This is a genomic window from Curtobacterium sp. MCBD17_023 (assembly GCF_003224415.1).
Classification (GTDB): domain Bacteria; phylum Actinomycetota; class Actinomycetes; order Actinomycetales; family Microbacteriaceae; genus Curtobacterium.
On sequence record NZ_QKLJ01000011.1, the window covers coordinates 65,084 to 82,787 of the forward strand.

Genomic DNA, 17,704 nt, shown 5'->3' on the forward strand with positions numbered 1-17,704 from the left:
GAGGCCCGTGGCGACACCGCCACGGGCCTCCCGTCCGTCCACGTCCGGTCCGTCCGCGTCCGGTCCGTGCCCGGGTCCGACCGGGGAGGTCCGGGGCTAGTTGACGGGACCGGTGTACTTCTCGCCCGGCCCCTTGCCCGGCGCGTCCGGGATGGCCGAGGCCTCGCGGAACGCGAGCTGCACGGAGCGCAGCCCGTCGCGCAGCGGACGGGCGTGCTGGTCGCCGATCTCGGTGGCCGCAGCGGTGACCAGGCCGGCGAGCGAGGTGATGAGCTTGCGGGCCTCGTCCAGGTCGGTCTGTCGCTCGGGGTCGTCCGCCAGGCCGACCTTGACGGCGGCGGCACTGAGCAGGTGGACGGCCACGGTGTTGACGAGCTCGATCGCGGGGACCTCGGAGATGTCCCTGGCGGCATCGCCCGCGCCGTCGAGCCCGTCCTCGTCGGATCCGGGGGCCTGGTTGCTCGGGGTGTCGGTCACGGTGCTCCTCTGCTAGACTCGCCGACGGCAGACGCTGTCCGCGCGCCCGGATCCTTCCGGGAGTCAGGACGGTGTCACGAAAGAGGAGTTCCTCCCACCCGTGGCTGCACCAAGGCTACCGGGTCACCACCGCTCCGCCGGTGCTCACGACGTGGGCCCCGGTCGGCCGGACCGCAAGGGTCGGCGTCGGGCGGCTGCCGAACGGGTCTGCGATCCGTGCGTCAGATCTCCTCTCTCGTGCCGTCGTCCCGGGCACACGCCCCGGACGGCCACCACCTGATTGAAGGAGCTCCGCATCACCGATCCCCGTACCAACGACCGAATCCGCGTCCCCGAGGTCCGACTCGTCGGTCCCCAGGGCGAGCAGGTCGGCGTTGTCCCCATCGCCGTCGCACTGCGCCTCGCGCAGGAAGCCGAGCTGGATCTGGTCGAGGTCGCGCCGAACTCGAAGCCGCCCGTCGCCAAGATCATGGACTACGGCAAGTTCAAGTACGAAGCCGCTCAGAAGGCCAAGGAAGCCCGCCGCAACCAGGTCAACACCGACCTGAAAGAGGTCCGCTTCCGCCTGAAGATCGACGTGCACGACTACGAGACGAAGCGCAAGCGTGCCGAGGGATTCCTCCTCGGTGGCGACAAGGTGAAGGCGATGATCCTCTTCCGCGGTCGCGAGCAGTCGCGTCCCGAGCAGGGTGTCCGACTCCTCCAGAAGTTCGCGGAGGAGATCGCCGAGTTCGGCGTCGTCGAGTCGCGTCCGACCCAGGACGGCCGCAACATGACGATGATCATCGCGCCGCTGAAGAACAAGTCGGACGTCAAGGGCGAGCTCAACGCCAAGCGTGCCGCCGAGAAGGCGGAGCGCAAGGCCTCCGAGCACTCCGCGAAGACCAAGCCGGCGGACGAGACCACGTCCGGGACCGCCGCAGCAGCTCCGGCCGACTCCTCGGCCGAATAGGTCCTCCCAGACCGATCCCGCGCTCGCGCGGCCCCCATCCACCCCACGGAAAGGCACACGATGCCCAAGCAGAAGACCCACTCCGGGTCGAAGAAGCGCTTCAAGGTCACCGGCAGCGGCAAGATCATGAAGCAGCAGGCCGGTATGCGCCACAACCTCGAGGTCAAGTCCGCCAAGCGCAAGGCCCGCCTCAACGAGGACCAGGTCCTCGCCAAGGCCGACGTCAAGGCCGTCAAGAAGCTCCTCGGCCACTGAGCCGTCCCGGAACGTAAAGGAACAGATCAATGGCAAGAGTGAAGAGAGCGGTCAACGCCGCCAAGAAGCGCCGCGTCATCCTCGAGCGCGCCGAGGGCTACCGCGGCCAGCGTTCGCGCCTGTACCGCAAGGCGAAGGAGCAGGTCACCCACTCCCTCGTCTACGCGTACCGGGACCGTCACGCGAAGAAGGGCGAGTTCCGTCGCCTGTGGATCCAGCGCATCAACGCCGCGTCGCGTGCGAACGGCCTGACCTACAACCGCCTCATCCAGGGTCTCAACCTGGCCGGCGTCGAGGTCGACCGTCGCATCCTCGCGGACCTCGCGGTGAACAACGCCGAGACGTTCGCGGCGCTCGTCGAGACCGCCAAGAAGGCCCTGCCGGCCGACACCTCGGCGCCGAAGGCAGCCTGAGTCACGTCACCGTGCACCGGGACCCCCACTCCGACGGAGTGGGGGTCCCGTCGTTCCCGGGGTCGGGTCGTTCCTAGACTGAGCACGTGAGCGATCTCCTCGAGAACCCCCGTGCCGGCCGTGTCAAAGCCGTGGCCGCCCTGGCCAAGAAGGACGTCCGCGCCGAGACCGGGCTGTTCCTGCTCGAAGGGCCGCAGGCCGTGCGCGAGGCGATCGAGTACCGCCCCGAGCTCCTCCGCGAGCTGTACGTCACCCCGACCGCTGCGGCGCGCCACGGGCTGGACGACGCTCCCGTGGACACGTGGTTCGTCACCGAGCAGGTGCTCGACGCGATGGCGGACACCGTCACGCCGCAGGGCGTCGTCGCCGTGTGCCAGCAGTTCCCGACGTCCGTGAAGGACGTCTTCCCCGACGCCCGCGCGGAGGCCCGGGTCGACGCCGACGCCGACGCCTCGGAGGCCCTGCCCGGACTGGTCGCGATCCTCGAGGAGGTCCGTGACCCGGGGAACGCCGGCACGATCATCCGGGCCGCCGACTCCGCCGGCGCGGACGCCGTGGTGCTGACCGGACGCAGTGTCGACCCGTACAACCCGAAGGTCGTGCGCTCGACCACGGGGTCGCTGTTCCACGTGCCGGTCTCCGTCGGGGTGACCCTGGCCGACGCGGTCGAGCGTGCCCGCGGGCTCGGCTACACGATCCTGGCCGCCGACGTCTCCGGCGACGACCTGCCGGACGTCCGCGCCGACGGCATGCTCGACGGGCCGACCGTGTGGGTGTTCGGCAACGAGGCCCGCGGACTGACGGCGGAGGACCTGGCGCTCGTCGACCGCGCGGTCAAGGTGCCGATCTACGGGCGGGCCGAGTCGATGAACCTCGCGACCGCGGCGTCGGTGTGCCTCTACGAGAGCGCGTTCGCACAGCGGACCCGTCCCTCCACAGCCACGGACTGACGGCGACCGTCCGCCTGGTGCAGGACGGCGGTATCCCGACGGCCGGTAGGCTTGGGTCTCGTGTCAGAACCTCTCGAGATCAGCGAATCGGCGGTCGCCGACGCCGTGGACGCGGCCCTCGCCGCCGTCCGCGCCACGACCACCGTCGCGGAGCTGAAGCAGGCCCGTGCCGAGCACACCGGTGAGCAGTCGACGCTCGCCCGGATGAACGCGTCGATGCGCAGTGTCCCGCCGGAGCAGAAGGCCGCGGCGGGCAAGCTCGTCGGACAGGCCCGCGGACAGGTGGCCCAGGTGGTCGCCGCGCAGGAGTCCGTGCTGGCCGAGGCCGAGGAACGTGCGCGGCTCGAGTCGGAGCGCGTCGACGTGACCGCGCTGCCGTCCCGCCGGACGCCGGGCTCGCGCCACCCGCTCTCGCTCCTCAACGAGACCGTGGCCGACGTCTTCGTCGGCATGGGGTGGGAGGTCGCGGAGGGGCCGGAGCTCGAGCACGAGTGGTTCAACTTCGACGCCCTGAACTTCGACCAGGACCACCCGGCCCGGGCGATGGCCGACACCGTCTTCGTCGAGCCGGTCGACCGGCACCTGCTCATGCGGACGCACACCTCACCGGTGCAGATCCGCTCCCTGCTCACGCGCGCGCTCCCGCTCTACGTGATCGCGCCGGGCCGTGTGTACCGCGCCGACGAGCTCGACGCCACGCACCTGCCGGTTTTCACCCAGGTCGAGGGCATCGCGATCGACAAGGGCCTCACGATGGCGCACCTGCGCGGCACGCTCGAGCACTTCGCGCGTCAGGTGTTCGGGGCCGAAGCGCAGATCCGGCTCCGCCCCAACTACTTCCCGTTCACCGAGCCGAGCGCCGAGATGGACGTCTGGCAGCCGAACGCCAAGGGCGGCGCGCGGTGGGTCGAGTGGGGTGGCTGCGGCATGGTCAACCCCAACGTCCTGCGCGCCGCGGGCATCGACCCGGACGAGTACCAGGGCTTCGCCTTCGGCATGGGCATCGAGCGGACGCTCCAGTTCCGCAACGGCCTGAACGACATGCGTGACTTCCTCGAGGGCGACATCCGCTTCTCACAGCAGTTCGGAACGGTGGTCTGATGCGCGTCCCACTCCGCTGGCTCGGCGAGTCCGTCGACCTGCCCGACGACGTCTCGCTCGAGCACGTCCACGCCGCCCTGGTGTCGGTCGGGTTCGAGGAGGAGTCCGTGCACACCTTCGACCTGACCGGGCCCGTCGTGGTCGGTCGGGTGCTCGAGCGCGTGCCCGAGCCGCAGAAGAACGGCAAGACCATTAACTGGTGCCAGGTGGACGTCGGCGAGTCCGAGCCCCGCGGCATCGTGTGCGGTGCCCACAACTTCGACGTCGGCGACCTCGTCGTCGTGACCCTGCCCGGCGCCGTGCTCCCCGGTCCGTTCCCGATCGCGGCCCGGAAGACGTACGGCCACGTGTCGGACGGCATGATCGCCTCCGCACGTGAGCTCGGTCTCGGCGACGAGCACGACGGCATCCTCCGCTTCGCCGACCTCGGCATGGAGCCCGAGGTCGGGGCGGACGCGATCGCGCTGCTCGGCCTCGACGACGCCGCGGTCGAGATCAACGTGACGCCCGACCGCGGCTACGCCATGAGCATGCGCGGCGTCGCCCGCGAGTACGCGCACGCCACCGGTGCGACCTTCTCCGACCCGGTCGACCGAGTCCTGCCGCGCACCGGCGACGGCTTCACGGTGACCGTGGACGACGCCGCCCCGATCCGTGGTCGTGTCGGCGCGCACACCTTCGTCACCCGGGTCGTCCGCGGCATCGACGCGACCCGGCCGACCCCGGCGTGGATGGTCGCCCGCCTGACCCTGGCCGGCGTGCGTTCGATCTCGCTGCCCGTCGACATCACGAACTACGTCATGTTCGAACTCGGGCAGCCGCTGCACGGGTACGACCTCGCGACGCTGCAGGGCGGCCTGACCGTCCGTCGGGCCACCCCCGGGGAGCGCCTGACCACCCTCGACGACGTCGAACGCACGCTCGACACAGAGGACCTCGTCATCGCGGACGACGCCGGCGCCGTCGGTCTCGCGGGCGTCATGGGCGGTGCCCGGACCGAGATCACCGCGGCGACCACCGACGTCCTCATCGAGGCCGCCGGCTTCGACCAGGTGTCGATCGCCCGCTCGGCCCGGCGACACAAGCTGCCCAGCGAGGCCTCGCGCCGGTTCGAGCGCGGCGTCGACCCGCTCGTCGCCGAGGCCGCGGCGAACCGGGCCGTCGAGCTCCTCGTCGACCTCGCCGGCGGCACGCCGGACCCGCTCGGGTCGACCCTGGTCGACGACCGCCCCCGTCCGACCGTCGCGATGCGCGCCGGTCGGGCCGCCGAGCTCATCGGTGTCGCCTACACCGACGCCGAGGTCCTCGACACGCTCCGGGCGATCGGCGCGACGGTGGAGGTCGACGGCGACGTGCTCGCCGTCACGCCGCCGACCTGGCGCCCCGACCTGGTGGACGACGTCTCCCTGGTCGAGGAGATCGCCCGCATCGTCGGGTACGACCGCATCCCGAGCGTGCTGCCCGTCGCGCCTCCCGGTCGTGGTCTCACGTTGCACCAGCAGGCCCGCCGTCGGGTGTCGGCAGCCCTCGCGGCCGCCGGGCTCACCGAGGTCGTGACCGCTCCGTTCGTCTCCGCCGCGACCGCTGCCGCGTACCCGGGCATCGACGCCGCCGGCGGACCGAGCGTCGTGCTCGCGAACGCGCTCGACAGCGCGCAGGACCACCTCCGCCGCAGCGGCGTGCCGGCCCTCGTCGACGTGGCGCGTCGCAACGTGTCGCGCGGACTCGTCGACCTCGCCGTGTACGAGACGTCCCGTGTCTTCCTGCCCGAGCAGGGTGTCGCGCTCGGGACCGCGGAGGTACCGGTCGGCGCGCAGCGTCCGACACCCGAGATCCTCGCCGCGCTCGACGCAGCCCTGCCCGCGCAGCCGTTCCACCTGAGCGCGCTCCTGCTCGGCAACGCGGTCGTGAAGCAGCCGGGCGTCGTCGCGGAACCGTTCGGCATCGCCGACGCCCTCGACGTCGCGCGGACCGTCGCCTGGGCGGTCGGGGTCGAGCTCACCGTGGCGCAGACGACCCACCCCTCGCTGCACCCCGGTCGTGCGGCGTCGCTCCTGGTCGGGGACACCGTCGTCGGCGTCGCCGGCGAGCTGCTCCCGGAGCTGGCGGCGGACGCCGACCTGCCCCGGGTGGTCGCGGTCGTCGAGCTCGACCTCGACGCCCTCGTGGCCGCGGCGCCGGACGTCGTCGAGGTCGCGGCGATCGTCTCCTACCCGGCGGCGACGCAGGACCTCTCCCTCGTGGTCGACGTCGCGACCCCGGCCGGCGACGTCCTCGCCGAGGTGCGCGCTGGTGCCGGGGAGCTGTTGGAGTATGCTCGGCTCGTGGACGACTACCGCGGCGCCGGCCTGGACGAGGGACAGAAGTCCCTGACGTTCGCGCTGCGCTTCCGCGCCACGGACCGCACGCTGACCGCTGCCGAGGCCTCCGAGGCCCGTGACGGCGCTGTCCGACGTGCCGGCGAGCGATTCGGGGCGACCCTGCGCGACTGATCCACGACGGATCACCGCCCGGGGTCGCCGCCTCCGACTCCCTCGACGAACAGTCCGACCAAAGGTGGAACCCATGTCCGTATCCGTCGCCGTGGCTGGTGCCAGCGGCTACGCGGGTGGCGAGTTGCTGCGCATCCTCTCCGCTCATCCCGAGTTCGACGTGCGGACGGTGACGGCGTTCTCGAACGCCGGACAGCCGCTCATCGCGACGCAGCCGCACCTGCGGTCGCTCGCGCACCTGACCCTCGTGGAGACGACCCCGGAGAACCTCCGTGGGCACGACGTGGTGTTCCTCGCCCTGCCGCACGGCCAGTCCGGCGCGATCACGGCGGAGCTCGACGCGGACACGCTCGTCGTGGACTGCGGCGCCGACCACCGGCTGACGGACGAGGCCGCGTGGGCCGCGTTCTACGGCGGCGAGTACCACGGCGCCTGGACCTACGGGCTGCCCGAGCTCCTGCACGCGCCGCCCGCCCCCGGTGCCGCGGACGAGTGGCGGGACGTCGACGACATCGTGCCGCAGGGCCGGCAGCGCACCGAACTCGCGGCCACCAAGCGGATCGCCGTCCCCGGGTGCAACGTCACCGCGGTCACGCTCGGCATCCAGCCCGGGGTGCAGGCCGGCCTCGTCGAGTCGGACGACATCGTCGCGGTCCTCAGCGTCGGACCGAGCGGTGCCGGCAAGAAGCTCGAGTCCACCTACCTGGCGGCGGAGATCATGGGGTCCGCCAGCGCGTACGCCGTGGGCGGGAAGCACCGCCACGTCCCGGAGATCCAGCAGAACCTCCGCGTGGCCGGTGCGTCGGACGTCCGCGTCTCGTTCACGCCTGTCCTCGTACCGATGGCCCGCGGCATCCTCGCGACCACGACCGCTCGGCTCGCCCCCGGGGTGACCGCGCACGACGTCCGGCTCGCCTGGGAGCAGGCCTACGCCGACGAGCCCTTCGTGCACCTGCTGCCCGAGGGCGTCTTCCCCCGGGTGGCCGACACCATCGGGGCGAACACCGCCCTCGTGGGCATCGCGGTCGACGAGGCCGCCGGCCGGGTGGTCGCCGTCTCCGCGCTCGACAACCTCGCCAAGGGGACCGGCGGTGCCGCCGTGCAGTCCGCGAACATCGCGCTCGGGCTCCCCGAGACCCTGGGCCTCAGCGTGGACGGAGTCGCCCCGTGACCGACCGCAACGACAGCGCCGACGCGACCACGGGCCTCCCGGCGACCGACGGTGCCCTGCAGGGCGTCACCGCCGCCGCCGGCTTCCGTGCAGCCGGCGTCACCGCCGGCCTGAAGACGAGTGGCAAGCCGGACGTGGCGCTCGTCGTCAACGACGGCCCCTCGGACGCCGTGGCGGCCGTCTTCACCACGAACCGTGCGCAGGCGCACCCGGTCATCTGGTCCCGCCAGGTGGTCGGCGACGGCATCGCCCGTGCCGTCGTCCTCAACTCGGGAGGCGCGAACTGCTTCACGGGTCCCTTCGGCTTCCAGACGACCCACCTCACCGCGGAGGCGGTGGGCGACGCGCTGGGCATCGGAGCGGGTGACGTCGTCGTGTGTTCCACGGGGCTCATCGGCGTCGGCGACCAGACCTTCCGCGACGGCGTGCTCCGCGGCGTGACGCTCGCCGCCGACGCCCTCGACGGTGCCGGCGGACCCGACGCCGCGGCCGCCATCATGACCACCGACACGAAGCCGAAGCAGTCCGTCGTCTCGGTCGACGGCTGGACGGTCGGCGGGATGGCGAAGGGCGCGGGCATGCTCGCACCCGGCCTCGCGACGATGCTCGTGGTGATCACCACCGACGCGGCACTGCCCGCGGACGAGCTCGACCGGGCCCTGCGCGCGGCGACCCGCGTGACCTTCGACCGCGTGGACTCCGACGGGTGCATGTCCACGAACGACACCGTCGTGCTCATGGCCTCCGGTGCTTCGGGCACGACCCCCGACGCCGAGACCTTCCAGCGGGCCCTGACCGGCGTCTGCGCCGACCTCGCCCGCCAGCTCCAGCAGGACGCCGAGGGCGCAGCGCACGACATCACGATCGAGGTCGTCGGCGCGGTCAGCGAGGACGAGGCCGTGACGGTCGGCCGGAGCGTCGCCCGCAACAACCTGTTCAAGGCGGCGGTCTTCGGCAACGACCCCAACTGGGGGCGGGTGCTCGCCGCGATCGGGACGACCGACGCCGAGTTCGACCCGTACGCGGTCGACGTCTCGATGAACGGGGTGCGGGTGTGCCACGCCGGTGCCCCGGACCAGCCGAGCGACGACGTCGACCTCAGCCCGCGGGACACGCACGTGCTCATCGACCTCGGGGTCGGCACGGCCGCGGCGACGATCCTGACGAACGACCTGACGCACGACTACGTCCACGAGAACAGCGCGTACTCCAGCTGATGAGCGACGCGGACCTCTCGAAGGAAGAAGAGCACGAGCTCGCGACCGTCAAGGCCGCGACCCTCATCGAGTCCCTGCCGTGGTTGAAGCGGTTCTCGGGCAAGATCGTCGTCGTCAAGTTCGGCGGCAACGCGATGGTGAACGACGACCTCAAGCGGGCGTTCGCCGAGGACATGGTCTACCTCCGGTACGCCGGCCTGCACCCGGTCGTCGTGCACGGCGGCGGTCCGCAGATCTCCGCGGCGCTGGAGGAGCAGGGCATCCAGTCCGAGTTCCGCGGCGGCTACCGCGTCACGACGACCGAGGCGATCACGGTCGTCCGCGACGTCCTGGCCGGCGAGGTGAACCGTGAGATCGTCGACCTCATCGACGAGCACGGCGACGGCCTCGGCGTCGGGGTGTTCGGCGACGGCGGGTCGCTGTTCACCGGCGAGAAGAAGGGCGTCGTCGTCGACGGCGAGCACTTCGACCTCGGCCACGTCGGCGACATCACCCATGTCGACCCGTCCGGGGTCCTCGCCGCGATCCATGCCGGCCGCATCCCGGTGGTGTCGAGCATCGCGATCGACGACGCACACCCGGACCAGGCGCTCAACGTGAACGCCGACGCCGCGGCGGCCGCACTCGCGATCGCGCTGAACGCGTCGAAGCTGATGATGCTGACGGACGTGCCCGGGCTGTACCGCAACTGGCCGGACCGCGACTCGATCATCGACCTCATCGCGGTCGAGGAACTCCGCCAGCTGCTGCCGTCGCTCGAGTCCGGGATGATCCCGAAGATGACCGCGTGCCTCGACGCCGTGGTCGGCGGGGTCGGTGGCGCGACCATCATCGACGGCCGCATCCCGCACTCGATCCTGCTCGAGGTCTTCACCCTCCGCGGCGCCGGCACCGAGGTCATCCCGGACCCGAGTCGCCGGACCGAGAACCAGAACACCCACGCCGAGATCGGCCGACGCGCGGCGGTCCACGCCCCGGGCAGCGGCCACGACGACGTCCCGGGCGGCCAGCACGTCGCCCGGCGTGACGACGACTCCACGACTCCGCACGACGACGAGAAGGGCACAGCACGGTGAGCACCGAGACGCAGACCGAGACCTGGAACGACCGGTTCGGGGCGTCGCTCATGCGATCCCTGACCCCGCCGAAGATCATGCTCGAGCGCGGCGAGGGCTGCCGGGTGTGGGACGTCGACGGCAACGAGTACCTCGACTTCCTCGCCGGCATCGCGGTGAACTCGCTCGGCCACGCCCACCCGGCGCTCGTCGAGGCGATCAGCGACCAGGCAGCGAAGCTCGTGCACGTGTCGAACTACTTCGCGACGCCGCCGCAGCTCGAGCTCGCCGAACGCCTCAAGCGGATCTCCGGCGCGGGCGACGCGGGCCGCGTGTACTTCGGCAACTCCGGCGCAGAGGCCAACGAGGCGGCGTTCAAGCTGGCTCGGCTGAACCGCGGCGCGGACGGGCGCAAGACGAAGATCCTCGCGCTGCAGCAGGCGTTCCACGGCCGCACCATGGGCGCGCTCGCGCTCACCGGCAAGCCCGCCCTCCAGCAGGACTTCCTGCCGATGATCCCGGGCGTCGAGCACATCGAGACGTCGATCGAGGCCCTCGAGCGCTCGGTCGACGACACCGTCGCGGCGCTCATCCTCGAGCCGATCAAGGGCGAGGCCGGCGTCGTCGACCTGCCCGAGGGGTTCCTGCAGGCCGCGCGGGCCCTGACCGAGCGGCACGGCGCACTGCTCGTCCTCGACGAGATCCAGACCGGCATCGGCCGCACCGGCGCCTGGTTCGCCTTCCAGAACACGGGCGTGGTCCCGGACGCGATCACGGTCGCCAAGGGCATCGCCGGTGGCTTCCCGATTGGGGCGCTCGTGACCTTCGGGTGGGCGTCCGACCTGTTCTCGGCGGGCCAGCACGGCTCGACCTTCGGCGGCAACCCGCTCGGCACCCGCGTCGCGAACGCGGTGCTCGCCGAGATCGAGCGCGCGGACCTGGTGGCCGGTGCGGTCGTCAAGGGCGAGCGCATCCGCACCGGGATCACCGCACTCGGCTCCGACCTGGTGGAGGAGGTCCGGGGGAGCGGCCTGCTCATCGGTGTCGGCCTCCGTCGCCCGGTCGCCGCCGCGGTCTCCGCCGCCGCGCTCGAGCGCGGACTCATCATCAACGCACCGAACGAGTCGAGCCTGCGCATCGCGCCGCCGCTCATCGTGTCCGACGCCGAGATCGACGCGTTCCTCGCGATCCTCGCCCAGAGCATGGCGGCCGTCGAGGGCGCCGACCAGGAGACCTCCGCATGACCCGCCACTTCCTCCGGGACGACGACCTCACGCAGGCCGAGCAGTCCGCGATCCTCGACCTCGCCGTCGAGATGAAGCGCGACCGGTGGGGCGCCAAGCCCCTCGCCGGTCCGCAGAGCGTCGCCGTGATCTTCGACAAGTCGTCCACCCGCACCCGGGTGTCCTTCCACGTCGGCATCAGCGACCTCGGCGGCAGCCCACTCATCATCTCGACCGCGAACAGCCAGCTCGGCGGCAAGGAGACCCCGACCGACACCGCCCGCGTGCTCGAGCGCATGGTGTCGGCGATCGTCTGGCGCACCTACGGCCAGGCCGGGCTCGAGGAGATGGCGGCGAGCACCACGGTGCCGGTCGTCAACGCGCTGTCCGACGACTTCCACCCGTGCCAGCTCCTCGCCGACCTGCTCACCATCCGCGAGCACCGCGGCGCGTTGGCCGGGCAGACCATCGCGTTCGTCGGCGACGGCGCGAGCAACATGGCGCAGTCGTACCTGCTCGCCTGCGCGACGGCCGGGATGCACGTGCGTGTCGCGTCACCGGTCGAGTTCTCGCCCGCACCGCAGGTCGTGACGGACGCGGAGCACCGCGCCGCCGAGACCGGCGGGTCCGTGCTCGTCGTGACCGACCCGGTCGCCGCGGTGGCGGGTGCCGACGTCGTCGTGACCGACACCTGGGTCTCGATGGGCAAGGAGGACGAGAAGCAGCAGCGGCTCGCCACCTTCGCCGGGTACCGCGTCGACGACGACCTGCTCGCGCACGCCGCGGACGACGCCGTGTTCATGCACTGCCTGCCCGCCGACCGCGGCTACGAGGTCACCGCCGAGGTCATCGACGGACCGCGCAGCATCATCTGGGACGAGGCGGAGAACCGCCTGCACGCCCAGAAGGCCCTGCTCGCCTGGCTCCTCGCCGCCAACGCCCCGACCGCCGCAGACGGGGCGACCGCCGCAGACGGGGCGACCGCCGCAGACGGGGCGACCGCCGCAGACGTGGCGACCCCCGGCAACTGACAACCACCACCACACAGGAGAGAACCCATGGCAGACCGCGTCGTACTCGCGTACTCAGGAGGGCTCGACACCTCCGTCGGGATCGGTTGGCTCAAGGACGCCACCGGCAAGGAGGTCGTGGCGCTGGCCGTCGACGTCGGCCAGGGCGGCGAGGACATGGACGCCATCCGTCAGCGCGCGCTCGACTGCGGCGCGGTGGAGTCGGTCGTCATCGACGCGAAGGACGAGTTCGCGGACGACTACCTCGTCCCGGCCCTCAAGGCCAACGCGCTCTACCAGAAGCGCTACCCCCTCGTCTCGGCGCTGAGCCGGCCGCTCATCGCGAAGCACCTCGCCACCACGGCGAAGCAGCTCGGCGCGGACAGCGTCGCGCACGGCTGCACCGGCAAGGGCAACGACCAGGTGCGCTTCGAGGCCGCCGTGGCCGCGATCGCCCCCGACCTGACGAGCGTCGCCCCGGTCCGTGACCTCGCGCTGACCCGTGACAAGGCGATCGTCTACGCGCAGGAGCACGACCTGCCGATCCTGCAGAGCAAGAAGTCGCCGTACTCGATCGACCAGAACGTCTGGGGTCGCGCGGTGGAGACCGGGTTCCTCGAGGACCCGTGGAACGCCCCGATCGAGGACCTGTACGCGTACACGCAGGACCCCGCCGTCGACCGTGAGGCCGACGAGGTCACGATCACGTTCGAGCAGGGTGTGCCGGTCGCGATCGACGGTCAGCGCTTCAGCGTCCTGCGCGTCGTGCAGGAACTCAACGCCCTCGCCGGCAAGCACGGCGTCGGCCGCATCGACGTCGTCGAGGACCGCCTGGTCGGCATCAAGTCGCGCGAGGTCTACGAGGCCCCGGCCGCGATGGCGCTCATCGCCGCGCACGAGGAGCTCGAGAGCCTGACCCTCGAGCGCGACGTCAACCGCTACAAGCGCGGTGTCGAGTCGGAGTGGGCCGACCTGGTCTACGACGGCCTGTGGTTCGGTGGGTTGAAGCGCAGCCTCGACGCCTTCATCGACTCGACGCAGGAGTACGTGTCCGGCGACATCCGCATGCAGCTCCACGGCGGTCGTGCCACGGTGACCGGTCGTCGCTCCGAGCAGAGCCTCTACGACTTCGACCTCGCCACGTACGACACCGGTGACACGTTCGACCAGTCGCTCTCCAAGGGCTTCATCGAACTGTGGTCGCTGCCGAGCAAGATCTCCGCCCGCCGCGACCTGGCGAACTGACCGACCGAGGGCGGCGGGACCGGTCGGTCCCGTCGTCCTCGCCGGACGGGAGGCGCGGCACGCGCCCGTCCCGTCGCCGCCAGTCCGGCAGGCGCACCGCCCGGACCGCGCCGACCCCGGACCGCATCGACCCCCGACCCCCGACCGACCCGACCCGAGACGACGCAGGACCCTCATGACGGACGCCCCCCGAGCCTCCCGGCCGGACGACAGCAGCAGCAAGACCGACGCGACGAACACGGGCGCCCTGTGGGGTGGCCGGTTCGCGGACGGTCCGAGCGCGGAACTCGCCGCCCTGTCGAAGTCGACGCACTTCGACTGGCAGCTGGCGCCGTACGACATCGCCGGCTCCCGCGCGCACGCCCGGGCGCTGCAGGTGGCGGGGTACCTGACGGCCGACGAACTCGAGCGGATGCTCGCCGGCCTCGACCGACTCGAGGACGCGCATGCCGACGGCTCCCTGCAGCCGGACGTGTCCGACGAGGACGTGCACGGCGCGCTCGAGCGCCTGCTCATCGCCGACGTCGGCTCGGAGCTGGGCGGGAAGCTCCGCGCCGGCCGCAGCCGCAATGACCAGATCGCGACCCTCGGCCGGATGCACATGCTCGACCACGGCCGTCGGATCGGCCGGATGGTCATCGACCTCGTCGACGCGATCAGCCAGCAGGCGTCCGAACACGAGGGCGCCATCATGCCCGGCCGGACGCACCTGCAGCACGCGCAGCCGGTCCTGCTCGCGCACCACCTGCTCGCGCACGCCTGGCCCCTCGTGCGGGACCTCGAGCGGCTTCGCGACTGGGCGGGCCGCGCGAGTGTCAGCCCCTACGGCGCCGGTGCGCTGGCGGGCAGCTCGCTCGGACTCGACCCGGCCGCCATCGCGCAGGAGCTGGGCTTCGACCGGCCCGCCGACAACTCGATCGACGCGACCGCCGCTCGGGACGTCGTCGCCGAGTTCGCCTTCGTCCTCGCCCAGATCGGCATCGACGTCTCCCGCCTGGCGGAGGAGGTCGTCCTCTGGAACACGAAGGAGTTCGGCTTCGTCCGGCTCCACGACGGCTTCTCGACCGGGTCGAGCATCATGCCGCAGAAGAAGAACCCGGACATCGCCGAGCTCGCACGCGGCAAGTCCGGTCGGCTGATCGGCAACCTGACCGGCCTCCTCGCCACCCTCAAGGGCCTGCCGCTCGCGTACAACCGCGACCTGCAGGAGGACAAGGAGCCCGTCTTCGACTCGGTCGCGACGCTCGAGGTCCTGCTCCCCGCCTTCACCGGCATGATCGCGACCCTGTCCTTCGACACCGCCCGGATGGCGGAGCTCGCACCGCAGGGGTTCTCCCTGGCGACCGACGTCGCGGAGTGGCTGGTCCGACAGGGTGTCCCGTTCCGTGACGCGCACGAGGTCTCGGGCGCGCTCGTCCGGTACTGCGAGGAGCGCGGCATCGACCTCGACGACCCGACGGACGCGGAGTACGCCGCGGTCTCGGAGCACCTGACCCCGGAGGTCCGCACGGTCCTCACGATCGAGGGCAGCGTCGCGTCCCGTCGGGGCGTCGGCGGCACGGCACCCGAGCGGGTCGCCGAGCAACTCGCCGCCCTGACCCGGTCCGTCCGGGAGATCGCGGCCGGGACGCCCTTCACCCGGTGAACCGTGTCCCCTGAGCAGACGCCGACGCCGACGCCGACGCCGTCGGATGCGCTGCTCGCGCTGCTGCGCGAGCCCGCGCCGGTGTGCGCACCAGCGCTCCTCGGCGCGACGATCACGGGCAAGGGCGTGACCCTGCGGATCACCGAGGTCGAGGCCTACTCGGGCGCGGTCGACCCGGGTTCGCACGGACACCGCGGCATGACAGCGCGCAACCGGCACCTGTTCGGTCCGCCCGGGACGCTGTACGCCTACCGGTCGTACGGCATCCACACGTGCGTGAACGTCGTGAGCGGCCCCGCCGGCCAGTCGTCCGGGTCCCTGCTCCGCGGGGCTGCGGTGGTCGCGGGCACCGACGTCGCCCGCGAGCGTCGCGGACCCACCGTGGCCGACGTGGCGCTCGCGCGCGGACCGGGGAACCTCGGCGTCGCGCTCGGCGCGGTCCTCGGCGTGGACGACGGCACCTCGGTCCTCGACGGTTCCGGTCCGTACACGCTGCGGTTGGCTCCCGCCCTGGAGGCCCGGCTCGCCTCCGCCCCGGTGGCGCAGGTCGTCGACGACCTCCTGTCCGGCGGCCTGGTCGCGAGCGGTCCGCGGACCGGCGTGGGTGGGGTGGCCGGGGGAGCGGCGTTCCCGTGGCGGTTCTGGCTGCCGGGGGACTCGACCGTGTCGGCGTACCGCCGGCACAAGGGCGCCATCGGCTGAGGGGGCGCCGAGCAGGCCGGTACGATGACGGGGTGTCCAGTGATACCGATCCCGACGTCCTGACGCGCCAGCAGAACGACCCCACCTTCGCCTCGGTGTGGGACGAACTGCGCTGGCGTGGTCTGGTGCACGTCTCCACCGACGAGACCGCACTGCAAGAGGCCCTCGACGCCGGACCGGTGACGTACTACTGCGGGTTCGACCCGACCGCCCCGTCGCTGCACTGCGGGAACCTGCTCCAGCTGCTGACCATGCGTCGACTGCAGCTGGCCGGGCACAAGCCGCTCGCGCTCGTCGGCGGGTCGACCGGTCTCATCGGGGACCCGCGTCCCACGGCCGAGCGCACGCTCAACACCCGCGAGACCGTCGAGGAGTGGGTGGGACGGCTGCAGGGCCAGGTGTCCCGGTTCCTCAGCGCCGACGGGGACAACGGCGTCCGGCTGGTGAACAACCTGGACTGGACCGCGCCGCTGTCCGCGATCGACTTCCTGCGTGACATCGGCAAGTACTTCCGCGTCAACTCGATGCTCAAGAAGGACGCCGTCGCCGCCCGGCTGAACTCGGACGCCGGCATCAGCTACACCGAGTTCAGCTACCAGATCCTGCAGGGCCTGGACTTCCGCGAGCTCTACCGCCAGTACGGGTGCACGCTGCAGACCGGTGGCTCCGACCAGTGGGGCAACCTCACCTCGGGCACGGAACTCATCCGTCGGACCGAGGGTGTGTCCGCGCACGCGCTGGGGACGCCGCTCATCACGAACTCGGACGGCACGAAGTTCGGCAAGAGCGAGGGCAACGCGATCTGGCTCGACGGCACGATGACCTCGCCGTACGCCTTCTACCAGTTCTGGCTCAACACGGCGGACGCCGATGTGGTCGCGCGCCTGCGCGAGTTCACGTTCCTGTCCCGCGCCGAGGTGGAGCGCCTCGAGCAGGCCGTCGCCGACGAGCCGTTCCGCCGGGAGGCCCAGCGCACCCTGGCCTTCGAGGTCACCGCACTGGTCCACGGGGAGGCCGCGACACAGGCCGCGATCGACGCGTCGGCAGCGCTGTTCGGGAACGGCGACCTGACCGCGCTCGACGCCGACACCCTGCGCGCCGCGATCGCCGAGCTGCCCGGCACGGTGTCGCTGGGCGGGGATGCCGATGTGGCGCGAGCCCTCGTGGAGACCGGACTCGTCAAGTCCCTCGGGGAAGCACGGCGTGCGGTCGACCAAGGTGGCGTCCACGTCAACAACGAGCGTGCCGAGGACGCGGCCGCGACGCTGGCGTCCCTGGCCATGCCGGGTGGCGTGCTCGTCCTCCGTCGCGGGAAGAAGACGCTGGCCGGCGTCACGCTCGGCTGACGCAGCCGGTCCCGACCAGTCCCGACGCCCGGTCCCGAGAGGGGCCGGGCGTTCGGCGTCCCGGGGAGCGGCACCGGTGTTGCATGGTGCGACACGCCCGGGATGTGGGGTGGGTTGGTGGTGGGTGTGGGGGCTGCGTAAAGTAATCCCTCGTCACCCCAAAGGTGCGGCGGAGCGGCTGGAGCGGAAGCCCAGAGCACGTCGGCCCTCAAGCGGGACCATCCTCCACTGGAGTTCAGATCTGGCCTTGTGCTGGGTCGCTTCGACGCTTAGGATGACTACTCCACCGGTTCTCTCCTTCCGGATGAGCCACTGGATCTGACTGCACGGTTCGTGTTGGCGGGTTCGACGACATCGGTGGGATCGAGAGCGACAGCCTCTCTGGCGAAGCATCCTGGTGGTGTGGAGTGGGGAGTGCGTCTGGTCCTTGAGAACTCAACAGCGTGCACA

The 17,704-nt window shown here is 71.6% G+C and carries 16 protein-coding genes; 15 read left to right on the forward strand and 1 reads right to left on the reverse strand.

Going from position 1 to position 17,704, the window contains the following annotated elements; translation table 11 throughout:
* Positions 1 to 96 precede the first annotated feature (96 nt).
* Complete coding sequence (locus DEI84_RS12110; protein WP_110824047.1) at positions 97 to 477, reverse strand: DUF1844 domain-containing protein; 381 nt, start codon at positions 475 to 477, stop codon at positions 97 to 99.
* Positions 478 to 757: 280 nt separating this feature from the next.
* Here DEI84_RS12110 and infC point away from each other — a divergent pair, with 280 nt between their 5' ends.
* From infC to tyrS, 15 genes are all read left to right on the forward strand, one after another.
* Positions 758 to 1,429, forward strand: coding sequence for a translation initiation factor IF-3 (infC, locus tag DEI84_RS12115; RefSeq protein WP_110824046.1), 672 nt, complete (start codon positions 758 to 760; stop codon positions 1,427 to 1,429).
* 60 nt (positions 1,430 to 1,489) lie between these two features.
* Positions 1,490 to 1,684: a 50S ribosomal protein L35 gene (gene rpmI / locus DEI84_RS12120; protein WP_110824045.1), complete on the forward strand. Its 195-nt coding sequence runs from the start codon at positions 1,490 to 1,492 to the stop codon at positions 1,682 to 1,684.
* 29 nt (positions 1,685 to 1,713) lie between these two features.
* Positions 1,714 to 2,097, forward strand: coding sequence for a 50S ribosomal protein L20 (gene rplT / locus DEI84_RS12125; RefSeq protein ID WP_110824044.1), 384 nt, complete (start codon positions 1,714 to 1,716; stop codon positions 2,095 to 2,097).
* Positions 2,098 to 2,183: 86 nt separating this feature from the next.
* A complete protein-coding gene (locus DEI84_RS12130; protein ID WP_110824043.1) occupies positions 2,184 to 3,047 on the forward strand; it encodes an RNA methyltransferase in 864 nt (287 codons plus the stop codon).
* Between the two features lie 60 nt (positions 3,048 to 3,107).
* Entirely contained in the window at positions 3,108 to 4,148 is a 1,041-nt protein-coding gene (pheS, locus tag DEI84_RS12135) for a phenylalanine--tRNA ligase subunit alpha (RefSeq protein WP_110824424.1), read from the forward strand.
* Complete coding sequence (gene pheT, locus DEI84_RS12140; RefSeq protein ID WP_110891004.1) at positions 4,148 to 6,640, forward strand: phenylalanine--tRNA ligase subunit beta; 2,493 nt, start codon at positions 4,148 to 4,150, stop codon at positions 6,638 to 6,640. Before pheS ends, pheT begins: the two co-directional genes overlap by 1 nt.
* Positions 6,641 to 6,713: 73 nt before the next feature.
* Positions 6,714 to 7,811, forward strand: a complete 1,098-nt coding sequence (locus DEI84_RS12145; RefSeq protein ID WP_110891005.1) for an N-acetyl-gamma-glutamyl-phosphate reductase — start codon at positions 6,714 to 6,716, stop codon at positions 7,809 to 7,811.
* Positions 7,812 to 7,867: 56 nt separating this feature from the next.
* The gene (gene argJ / locus DEI84_RS12150; RefSeq protein WP_110891012.1) at positions 7,868 to 9,028 is read left to right on the forward strand and encodes a bifunctional glutamate N-acetyltransferase/amino-acid acetyltransferase ArgJ; all 1,161 of its coding nucleotides are present in this window, start codon (positions 7,868 to 7,870) and stop codon (positions 9,026 to 9,028) included.
* The gene (gene argB, locus DEI84_RS12155; protein ID WP_258371774.1) at positions 9,028 to 10,104 is read left to right on the forward strand and encodes an acetylglutamate kinase; all 1,077 of its coding nucleotides are present in this window, start codon (positions 9,028 to 9,030) and stop codon (positions 10,102 to 10,104) included. Before argJ ends, argB begins: the two co-directional genes overlap by 1 nt.
* Positions 10,101 to 11,327, forward strand: a complete 1,227-nt coding sequence (locus DEI84_RS12160; RefSeq protein WP_110891006.1) for an acetylornithine transaminase — start codon at positions 10,101 to 10,103, stop codon at positions 11,325 to 11,327. Before argB ends, DEI84_RS12160 begins: the two co-directional genes overlap by 4 nt.
* On the forward strand, positions 11,324 to 12,337 hold the full coding sequence (argF, locus tag DEI84_RS12165; RefSeq protein WP_258366017.1) for an ornithine carbamoyltransferase: 1,014 nt from the start codon (positions 11,324 to 11,326) through the stop codon (positions 12,335 to 12,337). The genes DEI84_RS12160 and argF overlap by 4 nt, the downstream gene beginning before the upstream one ends.
* 27 nt (positions 12,338 to 12,364) lie before the next feature.
* Positions 12,365 to 13,561: an argininosuccinate synthase gene (locus DEI84_RS12170; protein ID WP_110824039.1), complete on the forward strand. Its 1,197-nt coding sequence runs from the start codon at positions 12,365 to 12,367 to the stop codon at positions 13,559 to 13,561.
* A gap of 175 nt (positions 13,562 to 13,736) precedes the next feature.
* On the forward strand, positions 13,737 to 15,206 hold the full coding sequence (argH, locus tag DEI84_RS12175; RefSeq protein WP_181420441.1) for an argininosuccinate lyase: 1,470 nt from the start codon (positions 13,737 to 13,739) through the stop codon (positions 15,204 to 15,206).
* A gap of 3 nt (positions 15,207 to 15,209) precedes the next feature.
* A complete protein-coding gene (locus DEI84_RS12180; RefSeq protein WP_258371775.1) occupies positions 15,210 to 15,908 on the forward strand; it encodes a DNA-3-methyladenine glycosylase in 699 nt (232 codons plus the stop codon).
* A 32-nt stretch (positions 15,909 to 15,940) separates the two neighbouring features.
* On the forward strand, positions 15,941 to 17,254 hold the full coding sequence (gene tyrS / locus DEI84_RS12185; RefSeq protein ID WP_110891007.1) for a tyrosine--tRNA ligase: 1,314 nt from the start codon (positions 15,941 to 15,943) through the stop codon (positions 17,252 to 17,254).
* Positions 17,255 to 17,704 lie beyond the last annotated feature (450 nt).